The sequence below is a fragment of the Saccharopolyspora sp. NPDC045839 genome (assembly GCF_056431645.1).
Window position 1 is genome coordinate 29,519 of sequence record NZ_JBWKKH010000018.1, and the last position, 23,538, is coordinate 53,056.

General features: G+C 64.6%; 1 protein-coding gene (running past one end of the window). It reads left to right on the top strand.

Going from position 1 to position 23,538, the window contains the following annotated elements:
- Nucleotides 1-23,538: part of a WXG100-like domain-containing protein coding region (locus AC07EQ_RS24045; RefSeq protein ID WP_478390151.1), annotated on the top strand (this coding region is incomplete at its 3' end). Its footprint extends 6,000 nt past the window's final position; the window shows 23,538 of its 29,538 annotated nt.

Sequence of the window (23,538 nt, forward strand, 5' to 3'; positions counted from 1 at the left end):
ATGGCGATCATGTTCAGTGAGTTTGAGCGCCAGCTGTCCCTTTGGCTTACGGGGGATGAGCCGCCGCCGGTTAATGAGGATAAGGTGCGGGAGTTGGCGGCGGTGTGGCGGTCGCATGCGGCTCGTTTGCGGCAGTTGCGGGTGGATGCGCGGGCGGCGGTTGATGGGATTCGGTCGTCGGATTTCGCGGGGGCGTCGGAGCGGGCTTTTGCGGCGCGGATGGCGCCGTTTGTGGATGGGTCGTCGAATTATCTGGATGCGGCGGCTGATCATTTTGAGTTGATGGCTGATGCGTTGGATCAGATCGCGATGGAGGTGGAGTTCCTTAAGCTGGTGGTGTTGATTCAGTTGGCGTTGCTGGCGGTTGAGTTTGAGTTTTTTGTGCAGTGGTTTTGGGTTCCTGGGGTTCAGACGTGGTTTATGTCGCAGGCGTTCATGCACAAGGTGGTTGTGGAGAAGGCTGTGGCGTGGATGGCGCGGCGGATGGCGAGTGTGCCGCGTGTTCCGGTGGAGATTCTGGGCATGCTGGCGGTGAGTTTCGGGCAGCAGTTGGGTGTGGTGTGGCTGGGTCAGCAGATCCAGATCGGGAAGGGCACCCGGGAGGAGCATGACGGGAAGCATTACGAGAGTGCCGCGGTGATCGCGGCGGTGGGGTCGGTGTTGTCGTTCGGGGCGATGGGGGCGCTGCCGAAGCTGAAGGGTGCGATCAAGGATTGGGTGAAGCATGCGGGCGGCAAGCCGGACGCGGTGGACGGGTGGTTTGCCAGTCCGTGGGCGCGGATCGGTGGTGAGGGCCTGCATGAGGGCGTTACCGAGATGGTCGCGACCGGGATTTTGGGCGATTTCGCGTTCAATCCGGCGGCGTTCACTGCGGGTGCGGCTTCGGGGGTGGCTGAGATCGCGGGGGAGAAGGCGGGGGCGGGTCTCCAAGGGCTGGTGTTGGGACAGGAAGCCAACAAGCATGTCCCGGGCGATGAGGATGCTGACAGCGGCTACGGTAGCGACGAGGACGCGGACGCGGACGCGGACGACGCGGGCAGCGAGTTCGGTAGTGGCAGCAGCGAGTCCGGCGGCAGTAGCGAGTCCGGTTACGGCGGCGAGGACGCGGACGACGCGGGCAGTGAGTCCGGCTACGGCAGCGACGAGTCCGGCTACGGCAGCGATGCGGACGCCGACGACGCCGGTAGCGAGTTCGGCGGTGGCAGCGAGGACGCGGACGAGGCCACCAGCGAGTTCGGCGGCGGCAGCGAGTTCGGCAGCGGCAGTGGTGATGGTGGGCCGGGGCTGGGGGCGTTCACCGGCGGAACCACTGTCCCACCGGCTATTTCCGCCCACTCCTCCGGTCAGGGCGATTCCGGTGGTTCTGGTGGTGGGCGGGATGCCGTGTTGCCGGGCAACGGCCGGCACCAATCTGGCGACGAGTACAGCCCGGCCTCGGTGGGTGAGCCCCGTGACATCAGTGTTGTCGGGGGTTCTGGTGCTGTGTCTGGGGGTGGGGAAACCTTTGGTGGCGGGAGTGTGCCGGGTGAGCGGGTCGGTGCCGAGGGCGGGTCGGGCACCAAGTCCGTTGTGGACACGAAGTCCGTCGTGGATCCGGTGGGTGTTGTTGCGTCGCGGCCGGGGCCGCCGGATGCTCAGGTCCCGGCCACGCCGGGTGATCCGGGTCGGTCCGAGGCTGTCCGGGAAGAGTCCGGCGGGCAGCAGCAGGTGCCGGAACATCGTCGGCAGGTCTCGTCAGGGCCGGCTGTTCCGCAGTCGGGTGTCACCGGTGATGGCAGCCCGGGAGGGGTCGTCACGCATTCCGCACGCACCCCCGGGAGCGAGGGGTTCGGGTTGGGCGGTTCCGCGCAGTCCGAGCCCCACGGTGCGGGCTCCGGGCCGGCGCCCAACGCCGATGAGATTGTCACCCACAATCAGACCAACCCGAGCTCCGAACCCACCCACAATCAGGCCAACCCGACATCCGAACCCACCCACAATCAGGCCAACCCGACATCCGAACCCACCCGCGAGCCCGATGGCGTGCGGGAGCCCGGGTCCGAATCCACCAGCGAACGCGGTGGCGAGTCTGGTGGTCATCGCGGGTTCACCGGTGAGTCTGGTGGTAGCCGTGAACGGGTCGATGAGTCGACCAGCGTGCCCGGCAGTGAACGCGGTGGTGAGTCGACCAGCGTGCCTGGCGGTGAACGTGGTGGTGAGTCGACGTCGGCGCGGACACCTTCTGGGTCTGGTGTCCCGGTCGCCAAGGACACCGGCGCGCCGGTGTCGTGGGGTGTTGATGCTCCGGTCGTTTCCCATGCTTCGGTCGATTCCGGCACCGAGGGTGGCCGCGACGGCGTGACCTCGACACCGATCCAGGTTCCGGCTGCGGCGGCCGGTACCGGGTCGGGTTCTGGTTCGGGGACGGGTCAGGGTTCCGGCCAGGCGCCGGTGACCGCCCCGGCTTCGCAGGCTCCTGCGGCGGCTACCTCGGGTATCCCCGCGGCCGCCGCGACCGGTACTACCGGGGGCACTTCAGCGGCGGCCACCTCAAGTTCTGCGCCGGCGGGGCCGGGCGCGGGTACGTCTGGCGGGACGTCCGCTGGGTCGGGCACGACTGCCGGGTCGGCTGGGACGACCGCTGGGTCGGGGTCGTCGAGCCGCGGTGTGCCGTCGCTGACCGCCGGGACGGTGCGTCCGGGGATGCCGGGCCGGGTCGATGATGGTTCCCGTTCTGGTGGGGCGCGGGAGGTGACGGCGACTGCGACGGCGGCTGCGGGTGTCGGTGACGGTGGTGACTCGTCGCGGGTGGAGTCGTCGTCGGTGGTGGGGAAGGTGGGTGGTGGTCGGGCGCCGGGGCCGGGTGTGGGGTCCGGGTCGGGTTCGGGGCCGGGGTCGCGGCGTGATGTGTTGGGGATGTTGGTTGCTGCTGATCCGGATTTGCGGGCGTATGCGGGGTTGTTGGGGGATCCGGAGGCGTTGCCGGCGAAGTTGCGGGCGTATGCGGGGAAGCCGAAGCAGGATCTGCGGTTGGCCGGCGCGGGGGTCACGTCGTTCATGTGGTTGAACACGGTCTTGGGTGGCCGGGTTGATCAGTTGGCGTTGACGGGCGAGTACGGGCCGGAAACGCTGCTGGGTTTGTACGAGCTGCTGCTTCGTCAGCCTCGGCGGGGTGACCGGGCGCCGAAGATCGCGTTGTTGGTGGCCGAGTTGCTGGATGTGCGGCCTGATCAGGGTTCGTCGAACTCGTGGAATCCGGGGGCCTGGTTTGCGGGTTCGTGGAATCCGGGGGACTGGTTTGGTCGTTCGTGGAACCCGCGGGACTGGTTTGGTCGCTGGAGTGGGAAGGGTCTGCCGGCGACGGGCAGTGAGAAGACCGCGCCGGAGGTCGTTGAGGAGAAGACTGCGGCGGAGGTCGTTGGCGAGAAGACCCGCTCGAACGATCCCGACGACCGGGATGACTCCGACGAGCGGGCCCTGCTCGCCGAGGAGTCCGATGCGGCTTCGATCGTCTCGGACCTCTCCGATGGGTCCGACCGGACCGATACGACCTCCCTCGCCGAGGTCGAGGACAACGACACGGGCCAGATCCGGGAGACCCACCTCGAATTCGTATTCGCGTCCAGTGTGGACAGTGAGGCGAACCCTGATCTGGTGGAGTCTTACGGGGTTGCGCGGCAGGAGTTGGAGGAGGCTCGGCAGGACCGCCAGCAGGAGGTGGACGAGGCGTTTGTGCGTGCGGACAGCATTTTGGGGCCGGTTCTTCGGGAGTACCCGAGGGCTCGGGTGCTGATGGCGCGTCAGTTCCTGAGGTTCCCGAATGATGACGGAGCGGCTGCGGGACTGCTTGCACAGCTGGAGGGCCAGATGAGTCGGCTGGCACATATCGGTGCGGGTGCGGGTCCGGGGCCGGGTGTGGTTCCGGGACCGGGGGTTCAGGCAGGGGGTGGTGGTGCGTCGGGATCTTCGTCGGATGTTGTGTCGGGCTCTGCGGGGGGAGCGCAGCCGGCCCCGAAAGCAAAACGAAATCAGCGTCGGGACCGCGATAAGGCTGTGCGGCGTGCGCGGATAGGGGAGTTGCGGCAGTCGCTGGTGGATCTAAATGCTAGGCAGGCTGAGTTGGCGGGGGTGCCGGCGTTGGATGCGGCTGGGCGGAGGGAGCGGGAGGCGCTGCAGGAGAGTATCGAGTCGGCGCATGCGGAGTTACGCAAGCTTGAGGCGGAGGATCAGTTGTTGCGCGAGAAGGACGCGAAATACACGCGTGAGTCTAGGGCGAAGCGGGATGCGCGGCGGCGGGCTGAGGCATTGTCTGCTGGGGGACAGGTTTCGTTTGCTGGTGAGTCAGCTCAGGTAGCGGGGCGGTCAGGGCAGTCTGTGGCGGCGGTTGAGCTGAGTGCGTTGATCACTAATGCGGAGGCTGGGTTGAAGAGGATGCGGGATGAGGGGCGGCAAGTTCGCGTAGGCGGGGTGGATGTTGGCGTAGGCGTAGACGGTCTGATTGCTGATATGCGGGCGCATGAGGTGGGAGTGGTTTTTGGGGGCGATGATGGTCTCGTGAATGTGGTGGCTTATTACATGTTGAGTCATCCGGACGATTCCCAGGGCGCCCAGGAGTTGCAGGAAAGGCTTCATTGGTTGACGGCCGCGGCGCAGTTGGGTGAGTGGGCGGGGATCGCTGGTCGTGATGCTGTGGACCGGTTGTTTGCTGTTGCGGACGGGATTTTGGGGCCGTTGACGGTGTCGGAGCGGTTCCGGACTGTGCTGGCGCGCTGGTTGGGCGAGCATCCGGGTGACTGGCGCGGTGCCCATGCGGTGCGGGCGGATATGGCCGGTTATCTGGCCGGGGATCCTGGCATTGGCATGGTGGTGAGTGGTTTGACTCCCGAGGCGTTCGAGGAGGTGAGAGCGGAAGAGGCGCGTTGGCAGGCGGTTCGTGCTGGGAACCAGGCGGATGCTGGGGGCGTTGAGGTCGCGATGCGTGAGGGTGTTGCGGTCGTGATGCGTGGGGGTGTTGATGATCCGGGATTGAGCCTTATTTATCGGGCTAGTTCGGTAAAGCGGATGTTGGCGGATGCCGGTCGGGCGCTGCGGCAGTTGGCCGTCGACCGCGTGGACCGTTTGTACGCTGCCGCGGGCGAGGTCTTGGGGCCTCTTAATGAGTTGAAGCCGTTCCGGGATGTGATGGCACACGCGTTGATGACGCGGGATGATCAGCAGCTGCAACAGTTGATGGAGAATCCGCGGGCTGATCAGCAGGTGCGGGATTTGCGGTGGAAACTGGTCCGTTACCTGGCTGGTGACCTGGATGGTGGTGCGGAGCCGGGTGTTGCCGACGGCTGGCTTTCCGCCACGCTGACCGCTGGAAGCAAGCCCTCTAAAGGCAAGGAGATGTATTGGCGGCGCGTGGCGATTGGCGCGGCGCTGAGTGGTTTGCGGGACGAGGATGCCATCAGTGGGGTGCTGCGAGGTGAGGCGGTTGAGGACGCGCTCAGCGGGGTTTACCTCACCCGCGAATTGGCAGCTCGGTTCCTGAGAGGTACTACATGGGTTGAGCGCGCTCTTGATCCTATCAGGAAGCAGCTGAAACTCGATTTGAACGCTAAGGTGGAATCTCTGCGGCAGATTTTGGCGGATGTGGAAGCAAACACTGACCTGCGGAAAAAGTATGAAGCCAAGATCCAGAAATGGTCGAATATTGATGGGAAGTCTGTCGCAGTAATCCGTGATCAGATAAGGGAAGTCGCTGCTGCTGTTCAGGGGTTGCGGAATGACGCGAGCCTGAAATTGCGGGAGCTTCTCGCGGACGGCGAAGTCGGGTTAGCAGTGTTGGAGGTTTCACTCGGTCGAGATCGTGTGGACGGCGCGTTGCGTGAGGTAGACCGGTACGTCGGGCCAATGTCGAAGCAAACGCAGATTCCGTTGCGGGAGGCGGTCGCGTATCGGCTGCTGACGAATGGAATTAGTGAAGAGGCTGAGAGGAAAGCGGACGCTGAGGCGTTTTTGGAGCGACTGCGTCGCTTGACGGTCATGGTGGCGGCTGTGAGTGCGGGCGCGGGGCCGGCCCCGGATGGAGACATGCTGCCGCAGTCTGCTGGCGGTGCGGGCTCGGAGACCGTGGAAACGCGGCCGGAGTCTACCGGGGATGTGGTGGGTGGCGCGGCGATCGATGACACCGAGGGCGATGACTTCGATCGATTCATGAAGGTGGAACAGCCAGAGTTGTCGCGCCGGCTTCGAGATTTGGCGGGGTTGGGGCCTGGTGAGAGAGAGCGCTGGGGAACCGACCAGGAAGAGGCTGGCGCGGTTCGGCAGGATGCCCCTGAGGATGATGTCCGGCGTCCGGAGGCGACGCCAAAGCAGGAATCGGTGCATTCGCCTACGCCGCAGCCAGATTCCGACCGTCCCTACTCCTCATACGAGGAGCTGGTTGCCGACCTGCACCGCGACGCGGCGGATCCGGCCGACTCAGTGAACACTTCGGGACTGTCTTCGCTCGGACCGAACCTGTTCAACCTGCGCCAACCGGAACCTGCGCCGGACTTCCTCCGCGGGCATGACTACGGGGAGGACTATTCGAATCTGAGTGCCGCGCAGGGCATCGCAGTGCTCGAAAATCTGGACCTCAGGAAGAGCCGCCCGACGTGGGATGCCATGCGGCCGGATGCGCTGCAAGGCGACGTGCAGGTGATGACCAGGAAGCTCTCCAATCGTGAGCGGATTGACTGGGCGCCGGCAGGGATCCACCTGCCACTGCCGGCTCAGCTCGAAACGCCGAAGGTGGTGCATTCAGTATGGTTCTTCGGTGCGCCGCTGTCGGATGCGTTCCGGCGGAACCTGGAGATCAGTGCATCGCAGGCTCCCACGTTCTTGTTTGTCAACCTTCCACGCGTTCGCGTGGAGGAAGCCATCAGGCGGCAGCCCACCGATCCGGCCGATCCGTTGACCGCGGTCTGGGATTTCGTGCGGTGGACACAGGAAAGCGGCGTCATCCCAGTCAGCTTGGCGGAGGTGTCCAACGCTGACACACCGTTCGATCTGGCCGAAGCGACCGCAACCGAAATGCTCAAGCTGGACGGTCCAGGCTGGGCGGCCGCCAGTGACAACGTTCGGATGTCGATCCTCAAGCGCTTCGGCGGGGCGTATCTCGATTCGGACAACCACGTGACCGACGTCGATCGGCTGTTCAGCGCGGTCAACAGTCGGGCCGCCTACGCGGTCAACATGGGAGTGGACGGAGACGATCCGAACAACGACGCGTGGGTGATGCCCAAGGGACACCGGGCGGCCCAGGTGTGGATCAGCCTCCAGGCACGAAACTATGACGCGACGCAGCTGTTCAACGATTTCGCGCAGGTACTCGAGTATCGCGACAAGCACCATCTCCCGCCGATCTCGGGAATCGAGCGGGGCGGCGCCCTCAGCTGGGGGCCCCAGTCCGCGACGCAACCGCAACTGTCTTCGGGAAGGCAGGACGTCCTGTTCGTGGCGAAGGCGGTCGTGGAAACCCTGGCCCGCGACTTGCTGAGCAACCGCGACGGTGATCTGCACCTGACAGCCGTGCGACGGACCATCGATGCGCATCCGCAGCGTGACCTCCTGTGGAACGCCGTGGTGTCGTTCATCGCGTCGAGGCCTGACCTCGCCGGTGCGGTGCACTCGGTCACCTTGGAGGCGTTTTACGAGCACGGCGATGTCCGGTTGGAACTGCCGGAGACCGCTAGCAGGCTGATTGAGATCGACGACGACCCCTTCGTGCTGCTCGGCGAGGGGGTATACCCCGCGCACCTGAACGAGCCCGTCGGCGGCGACACCACCACGCCTTCGCCGATTGATAGGGCCACGTCCGAAACTCCTCACGACGCGCCGGAGGAGTCCGCACCGTCGCACCGCTCCAGTGAATCGCCGGAGCCTGGCGGTCGGAGTGCACGGTCCGACGAGGAGTCCTTGGCTGACGACTCATCGGAGGCACCGTCGGATTCGGACGTGTCGGAGTCTTGGCCTGCTTCGGGCGACTTGGGCGGCAGCTTGTCGACGTTGGAGTCCTCGGTGGCGGATTTGCGCGGGCAGATCGGCCGGCTGGGGCGGGCGGGCTGGTCCCGCGAGGACGAGGACGTGGCGCGGGAGATTGTGCGGGGCACGCATGACCACCGGAAGTTGCTTGAGAATGCCGACTTGTCGTTGGACCAGGTGGTGGCGCTGGTCGCGGCCAAGTATCACGAGCTCGGCCGGGATCGCCGGGTCGAGGTTGTGGAGTTTTCCCGGGCGTTGGCGGACAGGCTGGGTACGCGGGGCAGCGGGCTGAGGATCCGGGCCGGAGCGGGACCGGAGGAGTCGGGCAGGCCAGGCCTAAGCCCGCGGAACACGTTTGCGGCACAAAAGGAGAGGGAGAGGGAGGCCCTCGAGGCGCGGCTTTCGGCGTTGGAGGCGTCGGTGGAGCAGCTTATTGCTCGGAGGGCGCAGAAGGAGAAGGTGGAGAGTAGTACCCGCAATGAGGAGCGGGAGCGGGAGCGGGATTTGCGGGTGGTGCGGTTGCGGGGGGCGCTGGAGGAGCTTCAGGCTCGGCAGGCGGCGTTGGAGGCGTTGACGGAGTGGAAAGGGGGTCTGCAGGCGGATCGGGATGCGTTGCCGGAGGACCTTGCGGCTGTGCGGAGTGAGTTGCTTGCAGGTGTGCGGGGTGAGTGGGAGGGGCTGCAGGGGCGTATCGAGGCGGTGCAGGCGGAGTTGGCCGAGATTGCGGATGACGGTCTAAGGCGTGAACAGGTCAGGGAAGGCGAGAGTGTGTCTGGGGAGGGGCAGGCTGCGGCGTTGTCTGCTGGTGGGTCTGCTGTCGGGAGTTTGCCGGGGGGTGCGTCGGCTGAGGTTGTTAGGCCGGCTGTGGTTGTTGAGTTGGCGGGGTTGGTTGGGCGTATGGAGGAGCATTTGGCGGCGTTGCCGGCGAATTTCCGTCCGGATGTGCGTGACGGGGTCGACACTGCGAGGCAGTGGGTGCAGTTGGGGAGCTGGACCCCGGAGGACCTGGACTGGATCGAGTTGAACCTGGAGCAGGCGCGGGCGACCGAGGAGTATTTGCGGAATGTTCGGTCGTCAGAGGAGATTCCGGCGGGGGGTATGGAATCGTCCCATTTGGACGATCACACAGTTCGACGGTCCGGGCAGTCTCTGGCGGCAGCCGAGCTGAGTGCGTCTATTCGTAACGCGAACGCTGGGCTGGACAGTATGCGTCAGCAGGGGCTGTCAGTAGACGTAGACGGTGTGGTGGCTGATGTGCAGGCGCGTATGGGGCCTCTTGTAGGCGATGAGGGTATCCGGAATGTGGTGGCTCACCACATGCTGAGTCATCTGGGGGATGTGGCGGGCACCAAAAAGTTCCTTCGAGAATTCTATGGATTGGTCTGGGACGAGCGGCACGAGCGGGCCGAGGCGCAGTTGAAGGAGTGGCGCGGGGTCGCTGATCCTGATGCTGTGGACCGGTTGAAGGATGATGCGGACGAGATTTTGGGGCCGCTGAAGGCGTCGGGGCGGTTCCGGGATGTGCTGGCGCACTGGTTGGGTGAGCATCCGGGTGACCGGCGCGGTGCTCAGGCGGTGCGAGTGGAACTGGCCGATTACCTGGGCGGTGACCCTGACATCGGCGTGGCGGTGAGTGGTTTGACTCCCGACGCGTTCGAGGAGGTGAAAGCGGAAGAGGCGCGTTGGCACGCAGATCGTGCTGGCACCCAGGCGGAGACTGGGTCCGTTGCTGCCCCGATGGAGCCCGGGGTCCTTGGAATGCTGGAGGTTAATTCTCAGATTATCTCGATAAAACAGGAATTCGCGGATGCCGGTCGGGCGTTGCGGCAACAAGGTCAAGGTGCCGTGGACCGTTGGCACGCTGCCGCGGAGAAGGTCTTGGGGCCCCTTTACGAGTCGGAGCCCTTCCGGGATGTGATGGCACATGCGTTGATGACGCGGGATGATCAGCAGCTGCAGCAGTTGATGGAGAACCCACGGGATGATCAGCAGGTGCAGGAGTTGCGGTGGAAACTGGTCCGTTACCTGGCTGGTGACCTGAGCGGCGGTGCGGACTCGAAGGCTGCCGACGACTTGCTTTCCGCCACGGTGGACCCGGATCCTGGAGACAATGTTCCTAATGGGAAGAAGATTAATTCGCGGCGCGTGGCGGTTGGTAAGGCGCTTAGTGGTTTGCGGGGCAAAAATGCTGTCGAAAACATGCTGCGAAACGAGGCGATCGAGGAAGCGCTTCGCGAGGATTACCCCAAGGGGAAATTGGGGGCTCGGTACAATAGAGAGAAGACATGGGACAGCGAAATTCGTGCTGCTGCCACGGAGCGGCTGATCTCCGATTTGAAAGCCAAGGGGGATTCTCTGCGGCAGATTTTGGCGGACGTGGAGGCAAGTCCTGAACTGTGGAACGAATATGACGCCAAGATCGCCGGCTGGTTGAAAATTAAAAAGCACGTGCAGCTCAAAACGATCCGCGGCCGGGTAGCGGAAGCTGCCGCTGATGTTCAGGAGTTGCGGAGGCAGCACCGAAATAACGCGATACAGAAAGCGCAGGAGATTTTCGAGACAGCAAAAAGCGGGTTGCGGCAGTTGGAAGCTCAGCACCGTAGAGGTCTTGTGGTCCGCGCGTTGAATGAAGCAGACCGGTTGGATGAAGCAGACTGGTCCGGCGAGGGAATGCAGAATGATCAATGGCGGAATGCGGTCGCGTATCGGCTCCTGACGAATGGGCATGATGGGGAGGATGCTCAGGCGTTTCTGAAGCGACTGCATCGTCTGCATATCCTGGCGGCGGCTGTGAGTGCGGGCGCGGGGCCGGAGCCGCGTGGGGACATGCGGCCCGCTGGCGATCCGGGGCCGGAGATCGTTGAGGACACGCGGTCGGAGTCTGCTGAGGCTGTGTCGGCTGATGCGGAGAGCGATGACGCCGAGAGCGACTTCGATGAGGAGGAGTTCGAAAAGACGGTACGGCCAGCGTTGCTGGAGCGGCTGAAGGCTTTGACCTCAGCCGCCCACGCGGACAACGGGAACTACCGGGCATCCGAGCACACTGACGACTCGATCGACCGGTTCTGGTCGGAGACTCCGTGGCGCGCCGAGGTGGACCGGGCCACGGCCGCGTTGCAGATGACGATTCGGGGCTTGCGGCGCTCCGCGGCGCAGACGCTGCGGCTCGGAGACCCGGACATCACCGAGCGGGAATCGGCGCTCACCGGGCCGGCGCGGCAGCGTGCCGAGGAGTTGCGCGCCGAACTGGTGGACCGGGTGGCACACCGGATTTCCCAGTCCGACCCCGGTGCGCGGCTGGGCTGGCCGGTCCACGACGACGCCACGAATCTGGCCAACGACCTTCGCAACTCCTATCAGGAACTGCTCGCCCACAACGCGTTCGACACCGAAGGGGACGGAAACCTCGGCCGGTTCCGGGAAGATTCCGCGGCGGCGCTCGCCGAGGCGCGCGACGGCCTGGACCGCGTCGCCGCCGACCTGGAGCAGCGCTGGCGCGACCGGGGCCGCGACCAACTCGGCATCTCGCCGGAGCCCGAGCACTCCCCGGCGGAGCGAGCGGTGCTGGACGACCTGGCGCTCGCGGTCGGGCGTCCCTATCACCAGCTGGACGCGCTGACCGCCGCGGCCTGGGCCGACGGGCGTCCGGAATCCGACGGCGCCGCATTGCAGAACTTCGCCGATGATCTCGCTGCCCGAGCGAGGGACGACTTCGGCTCGATCCGCGACCGGTTCGGCTCGCCGCCGGAGCAAGCCGCGGAAACCGTTTCGGAGCCGGGCGAACACCAGCAGGACGCCCCGGCGGAAGAGTCGCGCGAAGGCCGGCCTGACTCCGAAAGCGCGGAGACCAACGCCGAAGACCCCCACTACGATTCCGACAGCGAAGCGGTCCCCGACAAGGGCTTCCGGTCGGATATGACGCCGGCGAAGGCGCGCGCGAGCCTGCAGCAGCTGGCTGGCAACGAGCGACCGAACTGGCACCGCATGCCCCCGTCCCTGCAGCAGCGGTTCCGCACACAGGCCGAATTGCTCCTGGGGCCGCTGGTGGAGACCGACCAGGGGCAGCCCGCGGCGCGTGAGCGGGCCGAGGCGTACGCCCAGTTGCGCGACGTGATCGCGCGCGAGCGGGCCAGCGGGGTCTTTTGGAACCAGACCGCCTCGCTGCGCAAGAACCTTCAGGCGTGGTTCAACCACGACGGGGTGGAGCGAGTCTCCATTGACCTTTCATTCGCGGAGGCCAACGAGCGTCGGGAGGCAGCCCGGGCGGGCGATGGACTTAACCGCGCGCGCACCGAATTCGAGCACCGGTGGAGCGCGGAACTCGGCCAGGGCGACCGGCAGCTGCAGGAACTCACCGACCCGGGCGAGCAGCGCAACCCGCTGGCCGGCCGGGATCTTTCGCCGCGCGATCAGCAGCGGCTGCGACAGCAGGTGGAAGCGGCACTGGCGTCGCGGTCCGGCGAAGTCGAGACGCAGGCGCGGGAACACGCCGAGATGCTGGGCAGCCTGGTGTCCGCGCTGGCATCCGAGATGGACGCGGCCCGCCAGGTGGCCGAGGAACCCGAACTCGCTGGACCGCTCTCCGAGGAATTGCTGAGGGACGCGGAGGTCGAGCCGGGCGTGGCCGCGGCGAGGCTCGATGCGGTCGGGGACCGGTTCGGTTCGGGTGTTGTCGAGGATTTGCGTGTGCGTGCCGAGGGGTTGCTGACCGATTCGGCGGATGGGTGGTCGACGGCGGACATTCCGGGGCCCGCGTTGCGGGTGCTGGTGGACGAGGTGGCCTCGACGCTGCTCCCGCAGGACGTCGAGTCGTCGGCAGTGCGGGAGTGGCGGGCGACCGAACTCGCCCGGAACACGAAGCACGCGAGGTCGCTGCTCGGCGAGCGGCCCGACCCGCTGCCGGATCGGGGCCCCACCCCGCGGGTGCAGCACGAGCTGTGGCAGCGGATGGAAGCGGCGGTCGCGTCGCAGTTCGACGGCGTCGAGGCGCAGGCGCGGGAGCAGGCCGAGGTGCTGGGCGGCTCTTTGGCGGCATTGTCGACCGCGATGGACGTTCCTGTGCAGGTGGCCGAGAATCCCGAGCTGGCCGATGCGCTGGCCGAGGAATTGCTGAGGGACGCGGAGGTCGAGCCGGGCGTGGCCGCGGCGAGGCTCGATGCGGTCGGGGACCGGTTCGGTTCGGGTGTTGTCGAGGATTTGCGTGTGCGTGCCGAGGGGTTGCTGACCGATTCGGCGGATGGGTGGTCGACGGCGGACATTCCGGGGCCCGCGTTGCGGGTGCTGGTGGACGAGGTGGCCTCGACGCTGCTCCCGGAGCACGTCGAATCCACGGCCGAGCGGATGTCGCAGGAGTTCGGTGCGCTGAACCGGGCGGACGGCGAACTCGCCGGACTCCAGCGGCGTTTCCAGGGGCGTCGCGGCGATGTGATCGAGGGGGCCAAGAGGACGCTGGTGCAGATCGCCCGGGACGGCCGCGCCGCCGAGCTGGCGGCGTTGCGGCAGAGGGCGACCATCCTGGCGGGCGAGCCTCCGGAGGTGGTGCCAGGAGTCGGACCGGACGCTGCGACGCAGCAAGCGCTGCATCGGGACCTGGTCACGGTGCTGGCCGCGCAACTGGACCACTCACGCATCGACATCGAGAAAGACTTCGGCATTCTCGACCTGCGAGAGCGGGAAACGATGCTGAACCGGGAACTGGCGAGTTTGCGGCAGCGCCCCCGCAGTGCGGAACGGGTCCAGGCGGAGCAACACGTGACCGAGCAACTGCGCAGGGTGCGAAACGACCTGCTGCGGAGGTCGCGCGACAGCGTCGAGGAGCATGCGTGGCGCGCCACCACCGGTTTCCGGCAAGAGGCCGAGGCAATTCGGACCTGGACGCGCAATGGCCCGGTCCCCGCGGCCCACGGCGAGGGCTGGGGCGCGGACTGGCAAGACGGACCGAGCCGGCGTTGGGACAGCATCGGGTACAACGCCGCTTCGGACCACCTCCAGGAGCGGGTGAAGCAGTTCCGGCGTTCCTGGGCGACCGACGTCGAAGCCGGGCAGCGCGCCCTGGACAACCGCAGCGACGAAGACCGCGCGAGCATCCTGGCCGAGGCCAAACGGCGCCTCGGGCCGCTCGCGCCGCAGGATGTGCGGCTCACGAAAGGCCGGGTCGACGGCGCCAAGACGTGGCCGGTGGGCATCACCGGGGAACAGTTAAACGAACTTCGCGACGAGATGGCGCTCGCCCTCGCACCGTTGGCCGCCGAGCTGCACGACCTGCCAGAGACGGCCGAGCCCGCAGAACGGGAACGTATTGAATCGGGACTGGGCGGGATGCGGACGGCCCTGTTGCAGGGCCGCAACGCCGCGGAACTCGGCTTCGAAGGTCTGCTGCAGCACCAGCGGGGAGACTGGCTGGATCAGCGGTTCCAGCAGTGGCAGGAACCGGGGCACGGTGGCCTCCCGGACTACGAGCAGACCGCGGAACCGCCCCAGTACACCGAATCGGGAGCGCCGCACTACGAAACCGATTCCCCGGACGCGGCGGCGTTGCAGCAGCTGTCCGACCGGTGGCGGGCAGCGTTCGACCAGGCCCGGCAGTCCCTGGACGAGCACGGCGACGCCGCACGGGATTGGCGGCAGCAGGCCCGGGAGATGCTGGGAGTCGAGCAGCGGGGCGTGCTGTCCCCGGACACAGCCCAGCAGTGGTCGGCATTGCACGACGGGATGGTCGACGCGGTTGCCGACGCAGGCCTGCGGCGCGGTCCGGAGGCGGCCGATGCGGTGCTGGCCAGGATGTGGACCGACGCCGTCGCGCACGGCGCCGATCGGTTCATGGAAGGCGGGCCGACAGCTCGGACCGTCGCCTGGCATGCGCGGGAATTGCGCACGTTGCCGGCGCAAGAGGCGCAGCACTGGCGGCACCGGGCGTTGGGCCGCGTGCTCCCGCCGCTCGACGCGAGCCGCGGGGAACTGCGGCAGTCGCAGCCGGCCCACAACGTGATGCTGGACGGGTTGGCGAACATCGCCCGCGAGAACCGCAACGTGATGACGCCCGTGATGGAGCGGTTCGCCGCCAGGTCGATCGTCGACCCCGACGAGCTCATGCGGCAGGCACCGCCGGAGGACTACGGTGCCACAAGGGATTCCGCGCAGCGAGCACTGGACACGTTGTTCGGCAACGCCATCCGCGATGCTCATGGGGACGAGGACGCGAACACCACCTCGTTGGCGGAGGCTGACTCGGACAAACGGGCCGAGGCGTTTGCTCGCGCGGACAGCATTTTGGGCCCGACGCTTCGGGAGTACCAGCCGGTTCGGGAGCTGATGGCGCACCATTTCCTGAGGTTCCCGAATGGAGAGGCTGCGGAGCAACGGCTTGAACAGCTGCGGCACCAAATGAGCCGGCTGACGCGTATCAGTGCGGGTGCGGGACCGGCCCCGGGTGTGGTTCCGCTGTTCGCTGGTAATGCGGGGCCGCAGACCGTGCAGGCTCCGCAGTCGGCGTCCGCCAGGCTGAATGGAATGATCGCCAGGTGCAAGGCCAGCCTGAATATTATGCGCGCCGAGGGGCGGGAAGTAGACCGACTGATCGATGCATTGAAGCAGCGGTCGGGCATGGAAGCTCTTGTGGCCCGTGACGGTCTCCTGGATTTGATGGCGCGTTACATGCTGTTTCATGAGAGGACTGACGAGGAAGTCAAGGCGTTTGGTCGAAAACTACAGAAGTTCGACTGGGATGAACGATACGAGCGGGCCGAGGCGCAATTGCGTGAGTGGACCGAGATTGGGATCATGGGTTATGAGGCTGTGATGCTGTTGCGGGCTGATGCGGACGGGATTTTGGGGCCGCTGACGGCGTCGGAGCGGTTCCGGACTGTGCTGGCGCACCGGTTGGGTGAGCATCCGGGTGACTCGGACGGTGCCCGGAAACTGCGAGAGGAAATGGTCGGTTACCTGGCCGATGACCTCGGTGACCTGCCCGATGGCCAGGGTGACCTTGGCGTGGCGGTGAGTGGTTTGTCTCGCGGCGCACTCGAGACGGTGAGAGGGCAAGAGGAGAGTCGGCGGGCAGAGGAGAGTTGGCGGGCAGTTCTGAACCCGGCGGAGGTCGCTGCCCCGATGGTGCGCGGGGTCGATGCTGATCCAGCGCTGTACGTTTTTTCCCGGATGAGTTCGGTACAGCGAGAATTCGAGGAGGCCGCTCAGGCGTTGCGGCAATTGACCCACACCAAAGGTCAAGATGCCGTGAACGGTTTGTATGCTCAGGCGGAAAAGGTCTTGGGGCCTCTTAAGGAGTCGAAGCCCTTCCAAGATGTGATGGCACGCGAGTTGCTGACGAACCCGCGGGATGATGAGCAGTTGCAGCAGTTTATGAAGAACCCGCAGAATGATGAGCAGTTGCAGAAGTTGCGGTTTAAACTGGCCAGTTACCTGGCTGGTGACCTGAGCGGCGGTGCGGACCCGAGTGCTGGCGACGGCTTGTTTGACGCTAGCGTGCCCACGGAGCGCGGAGACGAGTATCCGGAAGGGTATCAGGTGCGGGTGGCGGTGGGTAAGGTGCTGAGTGGTTTGCGGGACGGTAAGGCTGTCGACGAGGTGCTGCAAAACGAGGCGCTTGAGGACGCGCTTCGCAACGATTACACCGGCTCCGAATTGGCGCGTCGGTACCACAAAAATCCTATGTGGGCTGGCAAAATTCTTAGGGATGCCAGGGGCCAGCTGATCTCCGATTTAAACGCTTCGGTGGACTCTCTGCGGGAGATTTTGGCGGAGTCGGGGACAGGCCATGACCTGCGGGTCAAATATGAAGTAAAGATCACGCAGTGGTTGGATATAAGGCCGACGTGGCCGCTTGGACATACGGTCCGTAGTCGGGGACTGGAAGCTGCCGATGCTGTTCGGTTGGTGCGCGGAGATAACGCGAGGCGGGAATTGCGGGACATTTTCGCGGTGGCAGCGGGCGGGTTCGAGACGCTGCAGGATCTGCCCGGTCTAGATCATGATGTGCGCAGCGAGTTCGACATGCATTTCGGAGGAATACTGGATGATGATCACGAATTGCGGGATGCGGTCGCGCATCGGCTGCTGACGAATGCAGGTCAGGTAGAGGATCGGATAGGGGATGCGCGGGCGTTCCTAGAGCGACTGCGTCGTCTGAGGAGCGCGGCGACGGCGGCGAGTGCGGGTGCGGGGTCGGAGACCGAGGAGGCTCCGGGGTCGGCGTCTGTCGAGCTGGATGCGTTGGACACCATCGCGGAGGCTCCGGGGTCGGCGTCTGTCGAGCTGGATGCGTTGGACACCATCGCGGAGGCTCCGGGGTCGGCGTCTGTCGAGCTGGATGCGTTGGACACCATCGCGGAGGCTCCGGGGTCGGCGTCTGCCGAGCTGGATGCATTGATCGCCAAGGCCAAGGCTGCGCTGAATATTATGCGCGAAGAGAAAGAGAAGGGGGAGCAAGTAGACCAACTGATCGATGAAGTGAAGCAGCAGCCGGGCATGGGAGCTCCTGGGGTCCGTGACGGTCTCCCGGAGGTGATGGCGCATTACATGCTGAGTAATCGGGGGGATGGCGAGGGCGTCAAGGCGTTTGGTCGAAAACTGCAGAAGTTGGACTGGGATGAACGATACGAGCGGGCCGGGGCGCAATTGCGTGAGTGGACCGAAATCGTGGGTCATGATGCTGTGGGCCTGTTGCGCCGTGATGCGGACGGGATTTTGGGGCCGCTGAAGGCGTCGGTACGGTTCCGGACTGTGCTGGCGCACCGGTTGGGTGAGCATCCGGGTGACTCGGACGGTGCCCGGAAACTGCGAGAGGAAATGGTCGGTTACCTGGCCGATGACCTCGGTGACCTGCCCGATGACCAAGGTGACCTTGGCGTGGCGGTGAGTGGTTTGTCTCGCGACGCACTCGAGACGGTGAGAGGGCAAGAGGAGAGTCGGCGGGAAGAGGAGAGTTGGCGGGCAGTTCGGAACCAGGCGGAGGTCGCTGCCCCGATGGTGCGCGGGGTCGATGCTGATCCAGCGCTGGACGTTTTTTCCCGGATGAGTTCGGTACAGCGAGAATTCGAGGAGGCCGCTCAGGCGTTGCGGCAGTTGACCCACACCAAAGGTCAAGATGCCGTGAACGGTTTGTATGCTCAGGCGGAAAAGGTCTTGGGGCCTCTTAAGGAGTCGAAGCCCTTCCAAGATGTGATGGCACGCGAGTTGCTGACGAACCCGCAGAATGATCAGCAGTTGCAGAAGTTGCGGTATAAACTGGCCAGTTACCTGTCTGGTGACCTGAGTGGCGGTGAGAACCCGAAGGATGCCGAACGCTTGCTTGTCGCTACCGTGCCCATCACGGAGCCGAGAGACAAGCTTTCGGAAGGGCGTCAGAAGTATTCGCTGCGTGTGGCGGTGGGCAAGACGCTGAGTGGGTTGCCGGACTATGGGGCTGTCAACGAGGTGCTGCGAAACGAGGCGCTTGAGGACGCACTTCGCAACGATTACTCCAAAGACGATTTGGGACGTCGGTACAACAGAGGTGAGGTGTGGGCTAAGGGAATTCTTAAGGATGCCAGGCGCCAGCTGATCTCCGATTTAAATGCTTCGGTGGACTCTCTGCGGGAGATTTTGGGGGAGTCGGGGACAGACCGTGACCTGCGGGTCAAATATGAAGTAGAGATCACGCAGTGGTTGGATATAAGGCCGACGTGGCCGTCTGGACGTACGGTCCGTAGTCGGGGACTGGAAGCTGCCGATGCTGTTCGGTTGGTGCGCGGAGATAACGCGAGGCGGGAATTGCGGGACATTTTCGCGGCGGCAGCGGGCGGGTTCGAGACGCTGCAGGATCTGCCCGGTCTAGATCATGATGTGCGCAGCGAGTTCGACATGCATTTCGGAGGAATACTGGATGACGATCACGAATTGCGGGATGCGGTCGCGTATTGGCTGCTGACGAATGCAGGTCAGGTAGGGGATCGGATAGGGGGTGCGCAGGAGTTCTTAGAGCGACTGCGTCGTCTGAGGAGCGCGGCGACGGCGGTGAGTGCGGGTGCGGGATCGGAGACCGCGGAGGCTCCGCAGTCGGCGTCTGTCGAGCTGGATGTATTGGAGACCATCGAGGAGGCTCCGGGGTCGGCGTCTGTCGAGCTGGATGTATTGGACACCATCGAGGAGGCTCCGGGGTCGGCGTCTGTGGAGCTGGATGCGTTGGAGACCATCGAGGAGGCTCCGGGGTCGGCGTCTGTGGAGCTGGATGCATTGATCGCCAAGGCCAAGGCTGCGCTGAATATTATGCGCGAAGAGAAAGAGAAGGGGGAGCAAGTAGACCAACTGATCGATGAAATGAAGAAGCAGCAGCCGGGCATGGGAGCTCCTGGGGTCCGTGACGGTCTCCCGGAGGTGATGGCGCATTACATGCTGAGTAATCGGGGGGATGGCGAGGGCGTCAAGGCGTTTGGTCGAAAACTGCAGAAGTTGGACTGGGATGAACGATACGAGCGGGCCGAGGCGCAATTGCGTGAGTGGACCGAGATCGGGATCATGGGTTATGAGGCTGTGGGCCGGTTGCGGGCTGATGCGGACGGGGTGTTGGGGCCGCTGAAGGCGTCGGTACGGTTCCGGACTGTGCTGGCGCACCGGTTGGGTGAGCATCCGGGTGACTCGGACGGTGCCCGGAAACTGCGAGAGGAAATGGTCGGTTACCTGGCCGATGACCTCGGTGACCTGCCCGATGGTCTCGGTGACCTTGGCGTGGCGGTGAGTGGTTTGTCTCGCGGCGCACTCGAGACGGTGAGAGGGGAAGAGGAGAGTCGGGGGGCAGAGGAGAGTTGGCGGGCAGTTCTGAACCCGGCGGAGGTCGCTGCCCCGATGGTGCGCGGGGTCGATGCTGATCCAGCGCTGTACGTTTTTTCCCGGATGAGTTCGGTACAGCGAGAATTCGAGGAGGCCGCTCAGGCGTTGCGGCAATTGACCCACACCAAAGGTCAAGATGCCGTGAACCGTTTGTATGCTCAGGCGAAACAGGTCTTGGGGCCTCTTAAGGAGTCGAAGCCCTTCCAAGATGTGATGGCACGTGAGTTGCTGACGAACCCGCGGGATGATGAGCAGTTGCAGCAGTTTATGACGAACCCGCAGAATGATGAGCAGTTGCAGAAGTTGCGGTTTAAACTGGCCAGTTACCTGTCTGGTGACCTGAGTGGCGGTGAGAACCCGAAGGATGCCGACGGCTTGCTTGCCGCTACCGTGTCCATCGCGGAGCGCGGAACCAACCTTTCTGAAGCCCGGCAGAAGTATTCGCTGCGTATGACGGTGGGCAAGACGCTGAGTGGGTTGCCGGACTATGGGGCTGTCAACGAGGTGCTGCGAAACGAGGCACTTGAGGACGCACGTCGCAACAATTACTCTGACGCCACTTTGGCGCGTCGGTACAACAGATTTAATGATCAGTGGGGTGCGGGAATTCTTAAAGAGGTCAGGGGTCAGCTGATCTCCGATTTAAATGCTTCGGTGGACTCTCTGCGGGAGCTTTTGGGGGATGTGGAGGCAAGCGATGGCCTGCGGAGTTACTATGAAAATAAGATCACGGAATGGTTGAAACCTAAAAGGGCTATTGTCAGAATTTACCGTCGTCGGGCAGAGGAAGCTGCCGCTGCTGTTCGGTACCTAGGCGAACATAGCGCGAAACCGAAATTCGAGGAGATTTTCGAGAGAGCAAACAGCGAGTTAGAGGAGCTGAAAACTCAGCACGGTCCAGATTCGGTGGGCCGCGCGTTCGATGAGGTAGTCGAGCACTTCGGGCCAATCCAGGATGAGCAATTGCGTACGGCGCTCGCGCATCGGTGGCTGACGAATGCAGGTCAGGTAGAGGATCGGATAGGAGATGCGCAGGGTTTCCTAGAGCGACTGCGTCGTCTGAGGAGCGCGGCGCCGGCGGTGAGTGCGGGTGCGGGGTCGGAGACCGCGGAGGCTCCGCAGTCGGCAGGTGATGGTGACTGGTCGTTGGGTGGTGACGGTGGCGAGGTACCGGCTGATCAGGTCGACGGCCCAAGCGCTCCTGCGCGGGGCGTCGAGCCGGGTCCTGGCACGTCCATTGACGATGAGCATGTGTTCGAAGCCCCGATCGATGACACAGAAAGAGATGACCTCGATCGCTTCTTGGAGGAGGAACTGCAAGGGGTGCGGGGGCGGCTTGGGCTTTCGCGCGAAGGTGGGGAGCCGTTCGGGAGCTCAATGCCCGCCACGGGGTCTGTTGTGGACGATGATGCGGCTGTGGTTCCGCGACCGGAGGGTCAGGCAGCGGAACGATCAGCGGAGTCCGCGGCGGCCGAGCTGAGTGAGTTGATCGCTAACGCGACCGCTGGGTTACAGACGATGCGCGACACAAACCTGTCAGTTGACGTAGGCGGGGTGAATGTAGACGTAGACACTGTGATCGCTGATCTGCAGGCGCGCGGATTTTTTCCGGGTAATGACGGTCTCCGCGATGTGTTGGCTCATTACATGTTGAGTAATCCGGGAGATATCCGGGGCAGCTTGAAGCGCGAGCAGTGGCTACATGAGTTGATGGCTGCGGCGGGTTGGAATTCGGGCCATCAGAATGAGTCGCCGAAGGGGGCTCAGGATCAACGGGCGGAGTCGGAGGCGTCGAAGAGGCCGGCGGTGTGGGAGGCGGATCAGCGGGAGGAGGAGCGGCGTGTAAAGAGGCGTTACGACCCTACGAGGGGGGAGCAGTCCGCGCAGGTGCGTGCTGCGGAATTGTCTGGTGGGGTTGGGCCTTCGTCTGGTGGTGGGTCTGCTGCCGTTGTTGACGCTGTTGATCGCAGGACTGCTGCTATGGCGGAACTGCGGGACTTGAGCGATAAGGCCGACTTGCGGTTGTCGACATTGCCTAGCGAGGAAATACTCGGTTTGTTGGAGGCCGCGTCTGAGGTGTTGGGCTCGCCCCTTAAATCCTCGCAGGATTTCTTGGGTGTGATGGCCCATGAGTTGTGGTTGTCGCCTCGAGACTCCCCGTCTGTTGCCGCGATGCGGGAAAAGTTGGCCGGTATTTGGACAGATCGCAGGACTGCTGCTATGGCGGAACTGCGGGACTTGAGCGATAAGGCCGACTTGCGGTTGTCGACATTGCCTAGCGAGGAAATACTCGGTTTGTTGGAGGCCGCGTCTGAGGTGTTGGGCTCGCCCCTTAAATCCTCGGAGGCTATCTTGGGTGTGATGGCCCATGAGTTGTGGTTGTCGCCTCGAGACTCCCAGTCTGTTGCCGAGTTGAAGCAAAAGTTGACCCGTATTTGGACAGCGATGGCGGCTGTGAGTTCGGGTGCCGGGCCGGAGCCGAGTGGGGATGGGCTGTCGAAGTCTGCTGGTGAGGCGGGGTCGGAGACCGTGGAGGCTCCGCGGTCGCCGTCCACCGAGGATGTGGTGAGTGCCACCGAGAGCGATGGTGGTGGGGATGCGGGGACGTTCGGGCGGCGGAGTTCGGAGTCCGAGGACGAGGGCGGGGTCGGTTCGGGGCCGGCCGATAGCGACTTCGTTAGTGACGACGGTGTCCAGTCGCTGGACGGTAGTGCTTCGGAGGCGGGTACGTTCGGGCGGCGGAGTCAGAGGTCCGTGGAGGGGTCCGACCAGGAGATCGACCCCGACTGGTGGGACGAAATCACCTTTGGCAGTGGTGGTGCCCGGTCGTTGGGCCCCGATGGTGGCGAGGTACGGGCTGGTCGGGCCGATGACCCGGCGGTCCCTGCGCGGGAGCCGAGTTCTGGCACGTCCGCTGACGACGCGCATGTGGAAGCGGCGAGGGACGAGGCGGACAGCGAATCCGAGCGCTTCATGGGCGAACAGGAAGGGTTGCTGGAGCGGCTTGCGCGCGTGGGCCACAGGGACGAGCCGTTCGGGACTTCGATGCGCGCTGCGGGGTCTGATGTGGACGGTGATGCTGACTCCACTGGTGAGAAGGGGGCGCGTCGTAGTAAGGCCTGGCCTGGTGTGGATGCGATGCAGGATTACTCCACTGACGGTGATAGGGGTTCGTCCAGCTCGGATCCTGATTCGGGTTCTGATATCAGCCGCCTGGTGGATCGAACCGATACCAACCTGACCAACCTGACCAAACTGACCGAGCTGTTCGATGGGACGGATCGGATCGAACAGCCCGGCGATTCCTCCAACGACAGCGAACCGCCAAACAAAACCGCCGATGTCCGGGCGCGGGTTGATGGTGATACCCGCCAGGACAGACATCGGTCGCAGATCCCCAGGGATCTCCACCGCAGCGAGTCGATGGGCTCGGCGCAGCAGATCGCCCAGACGGTCGGAGCAGATCAGGTCGTCCAGGCCGTGCGGGGATTGGTGCCCGAGGACACCGATCCGGACGACTTCGAGTCGGTGGAGCATGCCGTGCTGAACGAGATCGGCAGCTTGCGTGGTGAGGGCAAGGTGTTCGAAGTCGGCGGTGTGTCGGTGCGGGTGCAGGCCGCCAAGTTCGACTGGGACCGCAGCGAAGCCGCGGAAGGAAAAGCCACCGAGCAGTCGGCCACCTCGACCGCCGGTCACAAGGCGAGCACGACGACTGCGTCCAGCCAT